This is a genomic window from Actinotalea solisilvae, from assembly GCF_016464425.1.
In the GTDB taxonomy this organism is placed as follows: domain Bacteria; phylum Actinomycetota; class Actinomycetes; order Actinomycetales; family Cellulomonadaceae; genus Actinotalea; species Actinotalea solisilvae.
On sequence record NZ_JADDKQ010000028.1, the window covers coordinates 1 to 14,763 of the forward strand.

Consider the following 14,763-nt stretch of genomic DNA (forward strand, 5'->3'; position numbering starts at 1 on the left):
TGGCGAACGCGAAGCCGGCGAGCGAGCAGAAGAAGAGCATCGCGGCCGTGACGATCGCCGTGACGAGCACGCTGTTGACGAACGAGTCGGCGAACCGCGCGTTCTCGTACGACCGGCCCTGCTCGGCGACGTTCCCGAGCACGACGCCGACGTTGTGCATGAAGTTGCCGCCCGGGATGAGCCCCTCGTAGGCGGGCCGCGACAGGTCCGCGTCCGTGCCGGTGGCGACGACGAACATCCAGTAGATCGGGAACGCCGACGCGAGGATCGCGACGACGAGGAACACGTAGTTCCACGCGCTCGCGGCCGTGTCCTGCGGCGAGCGGCCGAGGAGGGCGGCCTTCCGGCGCGGCGTGCCCGCGGTCGTCGTCGGGCCGACTGCCCCGACCGTGCGGACGCCGAGGGTGGACGGTCCGGTGCTGGTCATCGCTTGCCACCTCCCAGGCGGTTCGTCAGGAAGGCGTTGAAGCCGGCGATGACGACGATGATGAGGAACAGGCCCCAGGACATCGCCGCGGCGTAGCCGAGGTTCAGCTGCTTCCAGCCGGTGTAGTAGATGAGCTGGGCGACGGTCTGCCACTGGCCGCTCGTGCCGCCGGTGCCGGCCTGGGCGTTCTGCTCGAAGAGCATGGGCTCGGCGAAGAGCTGGAGCCCGCCGATCGTCGACAGCACGACCGTGAAGAGCACCATCGGGCGGATCATCGGGACCGTGATGCGCCACAGCTGCTTCCAGGCGCTGGCGCCGTCGAGCGCGGCCGCCTCGTAGACGTCCTTGGGGATCGACTGCATCGCCGACAGGTAGAGCAGCGCGTTGTAGCCGACCCACTTCCAGTTGACCATGATCGCGATCGCGGTCCAGGACGTGAGCTTGGTGGAGCGCCAGTCGACGCCCTCGATGACCTGACCGCCGCCGAGCTCGCTCTGGACGCCGATGAGACCCAGGAACCAGTTCGCGAGGCCGTTGTCCTTGGCGAAGATCGAGGCGAACACGAGCGTCGAGGCGACGATCGGCGTCACGTACGGCAGGAGGATGCCGACACGGAAGACGGTCTGCGCACGCAGCTTGCGGTTGAGCAGCGCGGCGATGACGAGCGCGAGGAACAGCTGCGGGACCGTCGACAGGACGAAGATGCCGAACGTGTTGCCCAGCGCGTTCCAGAACTTCTCGTCACCCAGGAGGCGCTCGAAGTTCGCGAAGCCCGCCCAGCCGTCGTTGGCCGGGTCGATGAGGCTCCAGTTCCGGAAGGCGACCACGCCGTTGTAGAGCAGCGGGAAGAGGCCGAAGACGGCGAAGAGGATGAAGAAGGGCGAGATGAGCACGTAGGGCACGACCTTGTGGTCGAACCGGCCCCAGAACCGGTGCCACCCGCTGATCTCGCGGTGCGGCGGGGTGGGCCTGCTGCTGCTGCTCTCGCTCCCGGTGCGCGGGGCGACGGCCGTCGCCCTCACGCCACTGGTGGCGGACATGGAACCTCCTGGACGGACCGGTCGTGGCACCGGCTGCTGCGGGTCAGGTGTCAGGGCAGGGGCGGCCCGCGGTGGGCCGCCCGGCACGCTGCGCGTCAGCGACGCGACGAGCTGCGCGGAGCGGCTCAGCCCTGTGCGGCGGCCTCGGCCTCGGCGACCGCGCGGTCCCAGGCCTCGGCACCCGTGGAGAGGTTGCCCGCCTGGATGTCGTTCAGGACGTTCTCGACGGCGACCCGGACGGGGCCGTTGCGCTTGCCCAGGTACTGCGGCTCGAGCTCGAGCGCGGTCGTGGAGAAGATCTGACCGGTCGGCGCGTTGTTGAAGAACTCGTCCTGCTTGGCCTGGATGGCCGGGTCCTCGTAGAGCGCCGGCTGCGACGGCAGGTTGCCGACGGTGTTGAAGACGGCGATCTGCTGCTCGGGCTCGACCAGCCAGCTGAGGAGCTTCCACGCCTCCTCCTGGTGCTCCGACTGCGCGGGGATCGTGAGGAACGAGCCGCCCCAGTTGCCGCCGCCGCCGGGGATGGCGGCGATGTCCCAGAGGCCCGCCTTGTCGGGCGCCTGGTTGCGGATGTGGCCGGTCATCCACGCCGGGCAGGCGAGCACGGCGAACGCGTCGTTGGCGAAGCCCGCGTTCCACTCGTCCGACCACGCGGCGATGTTCGCCGACAGCCCGGCGTCGATGATCTCGCCCGTGAGCTCGAAGGCCGCCTTGGGCCCGGGCTCGAGCGTCAGCTCCTCCTTGTCGTTGAAGAAGCTGTTCTCCTGCTGCGCCAGGATGGGGTTGAAGACCTGGGTGGCGTTGTCGATGAACTTCTTGCCGCCCGAGCCGGCGACGTACTGCTCGCCGGCGGCGATGAAGCCCTCCCAGCCCTCGTCGTCCCACAGCGCCGAGACCGACTCGCGGTCCGACGGCAGGCCCGCGGCCTCGAACAGGTCGTGGCGGTAGCACAGCGCCTGGCCGCCGACGTCGGTGCCGAGGCCGATCTGGGTCGCGCCGTCGGGCGAGAGCGACTGGTTCCACTTCCAGGGCAGGTAGCGCTCCTCGTAGTCCGCGGCGCCGAGGTCCATGAGGTTGACGAACTTGTCGGCCTGCTCACGGAACTGGACGATGAAGCCCTCGTCGATGGCGACGATGTCGGCGGCACCCGAGCCGGCGATGAGCTGCTGCTGCAGCGCCTCGTGCTGGGCGTTGAACTCGCCCTCGACGAGCGTGATGGTCACGCCCGGGTTCTCCTCCTCGTACTGCTCGGCGAGCTGGGTGAAGCCCATGTCGCCCCAGAAGTGGATGGAGAGGTCGACGGACTCGGAGCCGTCGCCGCCGTCCTCGCCCTCGCCGGGCTCGGTCCCGCCGCCGGTGCTGCAGGCGGTGAGGAGGAGTGCAGATGCTGCGCCGACCGCGAGGAAGCTCGCGGGCCGGGATCGAGACCACTTCATGCCATATCCCCTTTGGTGGCTGTGGATGCGCTCCCACGTTGGAGCGTTCCCACAATGTAGTCCGCGTCACAATCGGTCCGACAGCAGGGCCCGGTCACGACTTGGTTACGATCGGAAGGCGAAGTAAGTCCCCCTCGTGCGGGGCGCGACAGACCGGCCCCGGGGACGACGGCGCACGGCGAACGTGTCCTCAGAGTGACGTGCGCGAGTCTGTGACCAGCGAGTTCGCGCTCCGCAGGACCTCAGGTGACACGAGTCGCCTTCCGTCTCCGCCGAGGGCGCTCCGGACGGTCAGGAGCCGTGTCTCCCCAGGTAGCAGCGTGATGAGCTGATCATCCACGCTCCCACGCGGGTCGACCTTGTCGACCAGGAGAGCGAGGTCGCGGACGAGCGTCCGCGCGGTCACCGTGACGACGAATCCCCCGTCCACGGCGGCGACCGCGGCCTCGAGCGCCGCGGGCTCGTACGCGAGCTCCACGTCCTCCGCCCACACGTGCACCGTGCGGACTTCACCCGCTGCGCCGTCACCTGAACGGACCACCAGCACCTCCCGCGTCGCGTCCGCGACGGCCAGCACGTCGTCCGTCAGGTCCAGGAGCGCGACGGACCGAGGACCGACCGCCATCTCCATGGAAGCGCTTGCACGGACATTCCCGGCCAGATCCATGCGCTCGGCGAGCACCGGCCCGGACCACGCCTGGTCCGTGTCGTTGACCGCGACGGCGACGAGGCGTCCGTCGCGCGGCTGCACCGTGAGGAGACGGTCGGCGTAGGCCGCGCGCAGCGCGTACCAGAGCGGCTTGGGGCGCTCGTCGCCGTCGACGGCGGCCCACGACGTCACCGGCCAGCAGTCGTTGAGCTGCCACACGACGGCGCCGGCGGTGCGCGGCCACCACGACCGGTAGTGCTCGAGGGCGAAGCGGACGGCGCGTGCCTGGTTGAGCGACGTCGCCCAGTGCCAGTCCTCGAACGCCTGGGGCGTGGGCAGGTGCGGCGCGAGCCCCCGCTCGAGCTTGCCGTTGCCGTCCTCGGCCTTCTGGTGGAGCAGGAAGGCCGGCGAGTCCTGCGCGAGCGCGTCGGCCGGCACCGCGCGCGTGAGCGTCGCCCACGTGGCGGGCCCCTGCCAGCCGAACTCGGAGCAGAACCGCGGCACGTCGTCGCGGTAGTGCACGTAGTCCCGGCGGTTCCAGCACTCCCACTCGTGGTGCGTGCCGTGGTCCGGGTCGTTGGGGTGCGTGCCGCTGACGTCGGAGCCCGGCGAGTACGGGCTGTTCATCGAGTACGGCCGCGTCGGGTCGAGCTCGGCGACGATCCCGGGCAGCAGCGCCGTGTAGTAGCCCAGGCCCCACGTGGTGTCCGCGAGCTGCTCGGACCAGTCCCAGTCCCAGTAGCCCCACACGTTCTCGTTCGCGCCGTTCCACAGGACGAGCGACGGGTGGCCCATGAGGCGCACGACGTTCTCCCGGGCCTCGGCCTCGACCTCGCTGCGCAGCGGCTCCTCCTCGGGGTACGACGCGCACGCGAAGAGGAAGTCCTGCCACACGAGGACGCCGGCCTCGTCGCACAGCTCGTAGAGGTCGTGGCTCTCGTAGATGCCGCCGCCCCAGATCCGCAGGAGGTTGAGGTTCGCGTCCACGGCCTGCCTGAGGCGCCGCGCGTACCGGTCCCGGTCGACGCGCGTGAGGAGGTGGTCGTCCGGGATCCAGTTCGCGCCCTTGGCGAAGACAGGTCGACCGTTGACGACGATCGTGAAGGGCGTGCCGTGCTCGTCGGGGGTGCGGTCCACCTCGACGGTGCGGAACCCGATCCGGCGCTCGACCAGGCCGAGCGTCTCCCCGCCCGGTCGCGCGAGCGTCACGGCGAGGTCGTGCAGCGGCTGCTGGCCGTAGCCCCGCGGCCACCACAGCGCGACGTCGGGCACCTCGACCTCCACGACCGCGGCGTGGGCGCCCGCGGGCACGACGACCTCGGCGGAGCGTCCGGCCACCTCGGCGCGCAGGGTGAGGTCGACGTCGTCGTCGCCGAGCCCGGAGCGCTCGACCTCGACGTGCACCGCGACGCGGCCCGTGGGCCGGTCCCCGGCGACGTCGTCGACCGTGACGAGCGGGCGGACCTGGGCGAGCCTGGCCACGCGCCAGCGCTCGAGGGCGACCGGGCGCCAGATGCCCGCCGTCTGGAGGTCGGGCCCCCAGTCCCAGCCGAACGAGCAGGCCATCTTGCGGACCATGTTGAACGGGTGGTCGTAGACGTGGGCGCGCCGGCCGAGCGTCCGCTCCAGCTCCTCGGCGTGCTCGATCGCTGGCCGGACGTCGACGGTGAGCGCGTTCTCCCCGTCGGCGAGGAGGTCCCGCACGTCGACGCGGTACGAGCGGTGCATGTTCGCGGTGCGCGCGACGACGGTGCCGTTGAGGTCCACCGTCGCGACCGTGTCGAGCCCCTGGAGCACGAGGTCGACGCGCTCGCCGTCGGCGGCGGCACGCGCGGCGAACGCCGTCGTCCAGCGCCAGTGGGTGCGGTGCGCCCAGACGAGCGCCTCCTCGTTGCGGTCGAGGTACGGGTCGGGGATGAGGCCCGCCGCGAGCAGGTCGGTGTGCGCGCTGCCCGGCACCGTGGCCGGCACGGCGCGGTCGCGGAGCGCGTCGGGGAACGGTCCGTCGACCGCCTGGAGCCACCAGCCGTCGTGGAGCGGCTCGGCGGCGGGCACGACGGTCCCGGGGACGTGGGTGGAGGCGGTCATCTCGCTCGTCTTCGACTCAAGGGGGTGGCGGGCGCGCCGGGACTTTGTTCGCCTGCCGAAGATCCTAGGTGCGTCCCGTACCCCGCTGGCAAGAGGCCGCGGAGCGCGGGGCCCGCGGGCTCGGATAGCCTGGACGGTCGTGGCAGCCACCGACTTCCCCTCCGAGATCGCCGCGCTGCGCGCGACCCTCGGCACCATCAGCGCCGTGAGCGACCCCGAGGCCCTGCGGGCCCGCATCGCCGACCTCTCCGAGAAGGCCTCGGCCCCGGACCTGTGGGACGACGCGGAGGCCGCCCAGAAGGTGACGTCCGCGCTCTCGCACGCGCAGTCCGAGCTCGACCGCATCGCGGGCTTCGAGCAGCGCCTCGAGGACCTCGAGACGCTCGTGGAGATGGCGCAGGAGGAGGACGACGCCGACACGCTCGCCGACGCCGACGCGGAGCTCGTCACGCTGCGCAAGGACCTCGGCGCGCTCGAGGTCCGCACGCTCCTCAACGGCGAGTACGACTCCCGCGAGGCCGTGGTGACCATCCGCGCGGGCGCGGGCGGCGTCGACGCGGCCGACTTCGCCGAGATGCTCCTGCGCATGTACCTGCGCTGGGCCGAGCGCCACGGCTACCCGACCGCCGTGCTCGACACGTCCTACGCGGAGGAGGCGGGCCTGAAGTCGGCGACCTTCGAGGTCAAGGTGCCGTACGCCTTCGGCAACCTCTCGGTCGAGGCGGGGACGCACCGCCTCGTGCGCATCTCGCCGTTCGACAACCAGGGCCGCCGTCAGACGTCGTTCGCCGCGGTCGAGGTCGTCCCGCTCATCGAGCAGACCGACCACATCGACATCCCCGAGAACGAGCTCAAGGTCGACGTGTTCCGCTCGTCGGGCCCCGGCGGCCAGTCGGTCAACACGACCGACTCCGCCGTGCGCCTCACCCACCTGCCGACCGGCACGGTCGTGTCGATGCAGAACGAGAAGAGCCAGATCCAGAACCGCGCCGCCGCCCTGCGCGTCCTGCAGTCGCGGCTGCTCCTGCTGCGCCAGGCCGAGGAGAAGGCCACGCAGAAGGAGCTCGCGGGCGACATCAAGGCGAGCTGGGGCGACCAGATGCGCTCCTACGTCCTCCAGCCGTACCAGATGGTCAAGGACCTGCGGACGGAGCACGAGGTCGGCAACCCGTCGGCCGTGTTCGACGGCGACATCGACGACTTCATCGAGGCCGGCATCCGCTGGCGCCGCCGCGGGGGCGCCGACTCCTGACCCCCGGCCCCCGGGTACGGACGCTCGAACGCGAGCGTCCGTGCACATCGGCACGTCCAGGACACCTCCGGCTGCACGGACGCTCGGAACCGAGCATCCGGGCCCGGGGGGTGCCCGGTATGTGGGGGTACGGCGCACGACGACGCCTGGGGCGCGTTCACAGGTCGGGTGACGGCGGCGTGTCCCGCCCGGAGGCGTCGTCGTGCCTGCTTACGCTCGAAACGGTGCGGTCGCGGCGACGACCGCCACGGCCCCCGCCCCCGACGACTGGCTCCACGTTGTGATCCGATTCGAGAACGTCACCAAGGTCTACGCGCGCGGCGCCCGCCCGGCGCTCGACGCCGTCGACCTCGAGGTCGAGCGCGGGGAGTTCGTCTTCCTCGTCGGCGCGTCCGGCTCGGGGAAGTCGACCTTCCTGCGGCTCGTGCTGCGCGAGGAGCGCCCGACGGCCGGCACGGTCTACGTCGCCGGGCGCGACCTCTCGACGCTGTCGACCTGGAAGGTCCCGCACCTGCGGCGGCAGATCGGCGCGGTCTTCCAGGACTTCCGCCTGCTGCCCAACAAGACGGTCTTCGAGAACGTCGCGTTCGCGCTCCAGGTGATCGGCAAGCCGCGCCACCACATCATGACGACCGTGCCGGACACGCTCGAGCTCGTCGGTCTGGGCGGCAAGGAGAAGCGCCGCCCGCACGAGCTCTCGGGCGGCGAGCAGCAGCGCGTCGCGATCGCGCGGGCCTTCGTCAACCGGCCCTCGATCCTCCTGTGCGACGAGCCCACCGGGAACCTCGACCCGACGACGTCGGTCGGGATCATGCGCCTGCTCGACCGGATCAACCGCACCGGCACCACGGTCGTCATGGCCACCCACGACGACGAGATCGTCGACCAGATGCGCAAGCGCGTCATCGAGCTGGACGACGGGCAGCTCGTCCGCGACCAGTCGCGCGGCGTCTACGGATCGACCCGCTGAGGAACCATGCGACTCCAGTTCATCCTGTCCGAGATCGGCCTCGGCCTGCGCCGCAACCTCTCGATGACGATCTCGGTCGTCCTCGTGACCTTCGTGTCGCTCACCTTCGTCGGCGCGGCCGGCCTGCTCCAGCTGCAGATCGACCAGATGAAGGACGACTGGTACGACAAGGTCGAGGTCTCGATCTTCCTGTGCCCGAGCGACTCCGACTCCCCCACGTGCGCGGGCGGCGAGATCACGCCCGAGCAGACGGAGGTGCTGCGCGACCAGCTCGAGTCCGAGTCGCTCGCGCCCTACGTCGAGCAGGTCTACTACGAGAGCAAGGACGACGCGTACGTCGCGTTCCAGGAGCGCTTCGCGGACGAGTGGTGGGCGCAGGGCGTCACCGCCGACCAGCTCCAGGCGTCGTTCCGCGTCGCGCTGGTCGACCCCGAGCAGTACCAGGTGGTCTCCGACGCCTTCACGGGCGTGGCAGGCGTCGAGGAGGTCCGCGACCAGCGGCAGGTGATCGAGCCGCTCATCCTCGTGCTCAACCGGTCCAGCCTCGTCGCGGCCGGGCTCGCCGCCGTCATGCTCCTCGCCGCGGTGCTGCTCATCACGACGACGATCCGGCTGTCCGCGATGAGCCGGCGCCGCGAGACGGGGATCATGCGCCTCGTCGGCGCGTCCAACCTCTTCATCCAGCTGCCGTTCATGCTCGAGGGCGCGATCGCGGCGACGATCGGGGCGGCGCTCTCCGTCGCCGGCCTGTGGTTCGGGGTGCGGTACCTCGTCGAGGACTGGCTCGCGGGCGAGGTGCAGTTCGTCCAGTACATCGGCACCGACGCGGTCTGGACGCTCGCGCCCGTGCTGCTCGTCGTCGCGATCGGGCTCGCCGCGGTGTCAAGCGTCGTCACCCTGAGCCGATACACGAAGGTGTGACGCCCATGCCGAGCCGGACCTCCCTCCCCCGTCGCCTCGCCCGACGCCTGCGTGCGCCCTGGGCGATGCTGCTCGTCGCCGCGCTCGCGCTGACGACCGTGCCGGCGTCGGCCGACGAGTACGACGACCAGCGCGCGCAGAACGAGGCGAACCAGGCCGCCGTCGACGCCGCGATGGAGGCGCTGCAGACCGAGCTCGAGCACACGGACGCCGCGCTGGTGCAGGCGTACGCCGAGCTCCAGGGCATCCAGGCGCAGATCCCCGTCGCCGAGCAGCAGCTCGCCGTCGCGGAGGAGACGCTCGCGCGGCTCCAGCGCGAGGCGGCGATCATCGCCGAGCGCCTCGTCGTCGCCGAGGCGGAGGAGGCGACGATCACGACGCAGATCGCGACCGACACCGAGCGCGCCGACCAGACCCGCGTGGCGATCGGTCAGATGGCGCGCAACGCCTACAAGGGCGACATGACGCAGTCCTCGCTCTCGGCCGTGCTCGACGCCACGAGCAGCGAGGAGTTCGTCGAGCAGTCGGCGCTCGCGTCGACGGCGCTGCGCACCCAGACCCAGGCGCTGCGCGACCTCGAGCAGATCAACGGCGTCAACCGCAACCGACAGGTGCGGCTCACCGCGGTGCGCGAGGAGATCACGGCCCTCAAGGCCGAGGCCGACGCCAAGGTCGTCGAGGCCGAGGCGGCGCGCGCGGCCGCCGAGGCACGAAAGCTCGAGCTCGAGCAGCTCCAGGCGCAGGCCACGGCCAAGGCGGCGGAGATCGAGGCGGCCAAGGCGACGATGCTCCAGCAGGAGCAGCAGCTCGCCGCGCAGCAGGCCCAGCTCGAGGCGGACCTCCAGGCGATCGTCGCGGCGCAGGAGCAGAGGCGTCGCGAGGAGGCGGCGGCCGCTGCCGCCGCGGGCCGTCCGGCGCCGTCCCAGGGGTCGACCGCCGCGCGCCCGTTCATCAACCCGAGCTCGGTCAGCCCGATGGTCGTGACCTCGGACTACGGCATGCGGTTCCACCCGATCCTGCACTACTGGCGCCTGCACGCCGGCACGGACATCCGCACCTACTGCGGGACCCCGCTCTACGCGGCCGCGAGCGGGACGGTCGAGTGGGCGCGTGCGCGCAGCGGCTTCGGCAACCAGGTCATGCTCAACCACGGGTACTGGAACGGCTCGTCGCTCATGGCGAGCTACAACCACATGACCAGCTTCGCGGTCTCCGCCGGGCAGTCCGTGTCGCAGGGCCAGCTCATCGGCTACGCCGGCAACACCGGGACGTCGGCCGCGTGCCACCTGCACTACGAGGTGTACGTGGACGGCAGCACGGTCGACCCCCGCCCGATGATCAGCGGCTGACCCGGCTCCGGTCGCCGGGAACTCGGGCGACCGCTGTCGCACCCATCCCCTAGCCTGGTGGCATGGCCAAGGAGACGGGACGCAAGCTCGTCGCGTCGAACAAGAAGGCGCGGCACGACTACCACATCGACGACACGTTCGAGGCGGGTCTCGTGCTCACGGGCACCGAGGTCAAGGCGCTCCGCGCGGGCCGGGCGTCCCTCGTCGACGGCTTCGCGAGCATCGACCGCGGCGAGGCGTGGCTCGAGGGCGTCCACATCCCGGAGTACACCGAGGGCACCTGGACCAACCACGCGCCCCGGCGCAAGCGCAAGCTGCTCCTGCACCGGCGCCAGATCGAGGAGCTCGAGCGCGAGAGCCAGGCGAAGGGCCGCACGATCGTCCCGCTCGCCCTCTACTTCGTCGACGGCCGGGCCAAGGTCGAGATCGCGCTCGCGCGAGGCAAGAAGGAGTACGACAAGCGCCACGCGCTGCGCGAGCGGCAGGAGAACCGCGAGGCCCAGGCGGCGATGAGCCTGCGCAAGAACGCCTGACCCCTCACCCGCTGGCCGGCGGCCTCTGTCCCGCGGGCCGCGCTCGGAGCGGGTGCCCGCCCGTCGAGACGGTGACGTCCGGCGCTCACGCCGCCGTCGAGGACGCCGATGAAACCGGTGAGGGCCGCGGGGGCGGCCCGCGAGGAGCGGACGTGGGAGCACGTAGTCAGGGGCGGTTGACCCGCCGGGACGAGGCACGCGTGCTCGCCCGGGCGTGCCTGCTCGCGGGCGCCGTCGTCGGCGTGACCGCGCTCGTGCCCTTCAGCCCGACGGCGCCTCGCACGCTCGGCGCGGTCCTGTGCGTCGTCGCGCTCGGCCTCGCGCTCGCGCTCCACCGTGCAGACGCCCGCGCGCGGGCGTGGCACCTGCACACCGTGCTCGGCACCGCGACGGCGCTGGTCTCGCTGTGCGTGGGTGCCTCGACGACGCCGAACGGGACCATCGTCACCGCGATCTCGTTCCTGTGGATCGGCATCTTCTCGGCGGCGTTCCACCGTCGCCGTCTGCTGCTTCGCCACCTCACGGGGATCGGTGCCGGCCTGGGCGTCGGGCTGTGGGCGTCCGGTGCGACGTCGGCCCCGCAGACGTGGTTCTTCCTCATGGCCACCATCGCGAGCATGGCGCTCGTGCTCAACGGACGCATCGTCGACCTGCGCCTCGAGGCGACGACCGACGAGCTCACGGGCGCGCTGTCGCGGCGTGCGTTCCGGGTCGCCGCGGAGCTCGAGATGGCGCGCGCGGCGCGCTCGGGCCGCCCGCTCACGCTGGCCGTCGTCGACCTCGACGACTTCAAGCTCATCAACGACGTCCACGGGCACGCGGCCGGGGACGCCGTCCTGTCCGGCCTCGCGCGCAGCTGGCGCCGGGCCCTGCGGGCCGACGACGTCGTCGGACGGTACGGCGGCGACGAGTTCATGCTCCTGCTCCCCCGCACCGACGCCGCCGACGCCGCCCCGGTCCTCGAGCGCCTGCGGTCGGACCTGTGCGCGTGGTCGGCAGGCGTCGCGACCTGGCGCGGCGAGGACTTCGACGACTGGTTCCGCGCCGCTGACCACGACCTCTACCGCGCCAAGGCGACCGCCTAGCACGCGAGGACCCGGTCCTGGAACGGATCCGGCGCCCGCGGCGCCGGCGTCGTTCCAGAACCGGCCCCCGCACGGCTGACCTCGGGGAATGCCGGCGACGGCGGGCGCGTTGTGCCGTACGCTGGACCTGCTCGATCCGCGGACCTCGTCCCGGGCCGGGTAGTTGACAACTGCACAGGGGGTGATCGGTTTCGACGATGGTCGTCGTTCCAGGAGAAGCGGGCTGAGGATGCAGGGTTATCTCATTAACGCTCCCTGCAAACCCATAGGTGCCGATTCCAAGCGCACCGACTTCGCACTCGCCGCCTGAGCGAGTCCTGAAGTCCGTCAGCCTGAGGTAGCTCTCGACTCAGTGTCTGGCGTCATCTAGAGAGCCACTGCTCGCAGCGTTCGCCGTCGGCGCTGCGGGGACTCTCAGACGGCTGAGCCCGTCAGCGACTCGTCTGCGTGATCGCTGGGGCTGAGAAAATCATCAGCAGACTGCGCCCGGAGAAGACCTGTTTCACTGCCATCGGACGCGGGTTCGATTCCCGCCACCTCCACACACGGAGGTCGTCGCGATCGCGACGACGTCCTTGGTGATTGCCACGAGGCCCGTTCCCCTGCTGGGGGCGGGCCTCGCTGCGCTCGGACGACTGGCTCCGTGCTCGGTCGGACCAGAGGTCCTCGCACCAGCTCCACGCCGGTGCCGGGACCTGACCCCAGCACCACGACGAAGGCCCCCAGGGGCTCCGGGACGGGCGTTCGCCGTGCCCTGGGTCAGTGCGACGTCGCGAGGCGGCGACTCACGGCACCAGGGTGGAGTAGGACGCGCCCGCGACCGTGACCGCGAGGGCCACGACGGTGCCCGCCGCGAACGCGACAGGCCGACGCACCGCGAACCCGAGCTTCGGAAGGCCGGCGACGGGTGCCCCCAGGGCGATGCCGGCGATGCCCCAGCCGATCCACGCGGCAGCCGGCTCCGGGTCCTTGCCCGCGAACGAGCCACCCGCCAGGTGCCCGATGAAGGCTGCGAGGCCTGCGACCAGCAGGCTCAGCAGGCACGCAGCAACCAGGGGCCCGTACCTGGGCCGCCGTGGGTCCACGTGGCCCTCTCCGGCGCTCATCGGGACCTGACCGTGATCGCACCGGTCGCCGCGACCCGCCCGGCCGCGATGGTCGCCGCGAGCTCGGCAGGCCCGTCGACACGGACGGTGCCCGGTGTCCTGACCTCGACCAGGGCGGCGGGGGCGACGCGGGTGGTACCGACGAGCGCGGTCGCCTGTGGCCCGGTCGTACCGGGGGTGAGGGTGCCCGGCGTCAGCAGACGCAGCGTGTGCGCGGGCCTGGCGGTCGGCCCGGTGATGCGGCGAGCGCGAGTGCGATGCACCTTTCCCCCGGGACGCTGGTCGTTGGCGGCGGCAGTGCCGGCAGCGTCAACGTACTGATGAGTCGCAGGCCTGGTGGCTGGTTCCGTCACTCGGCACGCGGTCCCCCTGAGGCGACGCCGCATGGCCACGGAGCGAGGGCCGGCGGACATCGACCTGACCGCAGGTGAGATCCCCGACTCGTCGTGGCGATGACTTCTCGTCCCCGCCCGGGTCTGCACCCCTCGTCCCACGAACCCACGAGGAGGCACTCGTGAAGCTCCTGCTCACGTCCGGCGGCGTCACCAACCCGAGCATCCACGCCGCGCTCGAGCGGCTGCTCGGCACGCCCGTCGCCGAGTCGCGCGCGCTGTGCGTGCCGACGGCCCAGTGGGGCCACCCGATGTGCGGTCCGGCGAGCGTGGCGGGTCTCGTCTCCGCAGCGCCGGGGTTCGAGCACCTCACGGGGCTGGGCTGGGCGTCGCTCGGCGTGCTCGAGCTCACGGCGCTGCCGAGCATCGGCGCGGAGCGCTGGGTGCCCTGGGTGCGTGAGGCCGACGTGCTGCTCGTCGACGGCGGTGACGCGACGTTCCTGAGCCACTGGGTGCGCGAGTCGGGGCTGGCCGACCTGCTGCCGTCGCTGGCCCACACGGTCTGGGTGGGGGTGAGCGCGGGCAGCATGGTCATGACGCCACGCATCGGCGACCTCTTCGTCGAGTGGGCCGGCGCGCCGGACGACCGCACGCTGGGCGTCGTCGACTTCGCGATCTTCCCCCACCTCGACGCCTTCCCGAGCAACACCATGGCGCACGCCGAGCGCTGGGCCGCCGGCCTCGACGTCCCGTCCTACGCCATCGACGAGCAGACGGCGATCCAGGTCGTCGACGGCACCGTCGAGGTCGTCTCCGAGGGCCGCTGGCGCAGGTTCGAGCCGTAGCCCGCGGATCGCCCCGAGTTGGGGCGACGCAGCGCCCGGCCCAGGAGGAGGATGCCCCCGTGGCCGACTGCTGCGACCCCCGCGGGTGCGACCGGGAGTTCGACGACCGGTTCGCGCGACGCAGCGCGGCCGCCTATCGCTCGCAGGGCCTGAGCCGGTCCGCCGAGGCGATGGTGTCGGCGCTCGAGCGGCGCGGCATCGAGGGCGCGAGCGTGCTCGAGATCGGCGGCGGGGTCGGTGCGATCCACCTCGAGCTCCTGCGGCGCGGCGCGGCGACCGCGACCAACCTCGAGCTCTCGCCCGCCTACGACGCGGAGGCCGCGCGGCTGGTCGCGGAGGCCGGCCTCACGGGCCGCGTGACGCGCCGCATCGCGGACCTGGCCGTCGACGCGGACGCGGCGGACGACGCGGACGTCGTCGTCCTGCACCGCGTCGTCTGCTGCTACCCGGACTACCGGCGTCTGCTGGGCGCGGCGGCGTCGCGCGCCCGGCGCCTGCTCGTCTTCTCCTACCCGCCGCGCACCCTGCTCACGCGCGGCGTCGTCGCGCTGGACGCGGCGCGTCAGCGCCTCGTGGGACGCGAGTACCGCGCGTTCGCGCACCCGCCCGAGGTCATGTTCGCGGTGCTCGCGGCGGCCGGCCTGGCGCCCGAGCGGATCCACCGGGACCTCGCCTGGCGCGCGGCGCTCGCCGAGCGCCGCGACGGCTGAGGCCGCTGCGGGCACACGTC

At 71.9% G+C, this 14,763-nt stretch carries 12 protein-coding genes, 1 other RNA gene and 1 pseudogene; 9 read left to right on the forward strand and 5 right to left on the reverse strand.

The features are described 5' to 3' along the window. From JIG38_RS18350 to JIG38_RS18365, 4 genes and pseudogenes are all read right to left on the reverse strand, one after another. Positions 1 to 427, reverse strand: a pseudogene (locus JIG38_RS18350) (hypothetical protein); the annotation flags it as partial. Continuing rightward, on the reverse strand, positions 424 to 1,467 hold the full coding sequence (locus tag JIG38_RS18355; RefSeq protein ID WP_199424003.1) for a carbohydrate ABC transporter permease: 1,044 nt from the start codon (positions 1,465 to 1,467) through the stop codon (positions 424 to 426). The gene JIG38_RS18355 and the pseudogene JIG38_RS18350, both read right to left, overlap by 4 nt. A 125-nt stretch (positions 1,468 to 1,592) precedes the next feature. Further along, positions 1,593 to 2,903, reverse strand: a complete 1,311-nt coding sequence (locus JIG38_RS18360) for an ABC transporter substrate-binding protein (protein WP_199424011.1) — start codon at positions 2,901 to 2,903, stop codon at positions 1,593 to 1,595. A 190-nt stretch (positions 2,904 to 3,093) separates the two neighbouring features. Then, on the reverse strand, positions 3,094 to 5,640 hold the full coding sequence (locus JIG38_RS18365; RefSeq protein WP_199424012.1) for a glycoside hydrolase family 2 protein: 2,547 nt from the start codon (positions 5,638 to 5,640) through the stop codon (positions 3,094 to 3,096). Between the two features lie 139 nt (positions 5,641 to 5,779). Between JIG38_RS18365 and prfB the strand changes: the two genes are divergently transcribed. The 7 genes from prfB (at position 5,780) to ssrA (ending at position 12,295) form a co-directional block, all read left to right on the forward strand. Beyond that, the gene (gene prfB / locus JIG38_RS18370; protein ID WP_199424013.1) at positions 5,780 to 6,892 is read left to right on the forward strand and encodes a peptide chain release factor 2; all 1,113 of its coding nucleotides are present in this window, start codon (positions 5,780 to 5,782) and stop codon (positions 6,890 to 6,892) included. A 280-nt stretch (positions 6,893 to 7,172) separates the two neighbouring features. Continuing rightward, complete coding sequence (gene ftsE, locus JIG38_RS18375) at positions 7,173 to 7,862, forward strand: cell division ATP-binding protein FtsE (protein WP_199424014.1); 690 nt, start codon at positions 7,173 to 7,175, stop codon at positions 7,860 to 7,862. Positions 7,863 to 7,868: 6 nt separating this feature from the next. Next, positions 7,869 to 8,783, forward strand: a complete 915-nt coding sequence (gene ftsX, locus JIG38_RS18380) for a permease-like cell division protein FtsX (RefSeq protein WP_199424015.1) — start codon at positions 7,869 to 7,871, stop codon at positions 8,781 to 8,783. Between the two features lie 5 nt (positions 8,784 to 8,788). Then, complete coding sequence (locus JIG38_RS18385) at positions 8,789 to 10,132, forward strand: M23 family metallopeptidase (RefSeq protein ID WP_199424016.1); 1,344 nt, start codon at positions 8,789 to 8,791, stop codon at positions 10,130 to 10,132. A gap of 62 nt (positions 10,133 to 10,194) precedes the next feature. Next, entirely contained in the window at positions 10,195 to 10,665 is a 471-nt protein-coding gene (smpB, locus tag JIG38_RS18390; RefSeq protein WP_199424017.1) for an SsrA-binding protein SmpB, read from the forward strand. Between the two features lie 152 nt (positions 10,666 to 10,817). Continuing rightward, entirely contained in the window at positions 10,818 to 11,750 is a 933-nt protein-coding gene (locus JIG38_RS21175) for a GGDEF domain-containing protein (protein WP_199424018.1), read from the forward strand. 177 nt (positions 11,751 to 11,927) lie between these two features. Further along, positions 11,928 to 12,295, forward strand: a transfer-messenger RNA (tmRNA) gene (gene ssrA / locus JIG38_RS18400). Between the two features lie 240 nt (positions 12,296 to 12,535). On the opposite strand, the gene JIG38_RS18405 is transcribed toward ssrA, so the two are convergent. After that, on the reverse strand, positions 12,536 to 12,856 hold the full coding sequence (locus JIG38_RS18405) for a hypothetical protein (RefSeq protein ID WP_199424019.1): 321 nt from the start codon (positions 12,854 to 12,856) through the stop codon (positions 12,536 to 12,538). 514 nt (positions 12,857 to 13,370) lie between these two features. On the opposite strand from JIG38_RS18405, the gene JIG38_RS18410 reads away from it, so the two are divergent. Both JIG38_RS18410 and JIG38_RS18415 read left to right on the forward strand, forming a co-directional pair. Beyond that, positions 13,371 to 14,033: a Type 1 glutamine amidotransferase-like domain-containing protein gene (locus JIG38_RS18410; protein ID WP_199424020.1), complete on the forward strand. Its 663-nt coding sequence runs from the start codon at positions 13,371 to 13,373 to the stop codon at positions 14,031 to 14,033. A 59-nt stretch (positions 14,034 to 14,092) separates the two neighbouring features. After that, positions 14,093 to 14,743, forward strand: coding sequence for a methyltransferase domain-containing protein (locus JIG38_RS18415; RefSeq protein WP_199424021.1), 651 nt, complete (start codon positions 14,093 to 14,095; stop codon positions 14,741 to 14,743). The last annotated feature ends 20 nt before the right edge of the window (positions 14,744 to 14,763 follow it).

Coding starts and splice junctions, on each gene's coding strand:
- JIG38_RS18355 (WP_199424003.1), bottom strand. CDS start 1,467: ATGTCCGCCACCAGTGGCGTGAGGGCGACGGCCGTCGCCCCGCGCACC.
- JIG38_RS18360 (WP_199424011.1), bottom strand. CDS start 2,903: ATGAAGTGGTCTCGATCCCGGCCCGCGAGCTTCCTCGCGGTCGGCGCA.
- JIG38_RS18365 (WP_199424012.1), bottom strand. CDS start 5,640: ATGACCGCCTCCACCCACGTCCCCGGGACCGTCGTGCCCGCCGCCGAG.
- ftsX (WP_199424015.1), top strand. CDS start 7,869: ATGCGACTCCAGTTCATCCTGTCCGAGATCGGCCTCGGCCTGCGCCGC.
- JIG38_RS18385 (WP_199424016.1), top strand. CDS start 8,789: ATGCCGAGCCGGACCTCCCTCCCCCGTCGCCTCGCCCGACGCCTGCGT.
- smpB (WP_199424017.1), top strand. CDS start 10,195: ATGGCCAAGGAGACGGGACGCAAGCTCGTCGCGTCGAACAAGAAGGCG.
- JIG38_RS18405 (WP_199424019.1), bottom strand. CDS start 12,856: ATGAGCGCCGGAGAGGGCCACGTGGACCCACGGCGGCCCAGGTACGGG.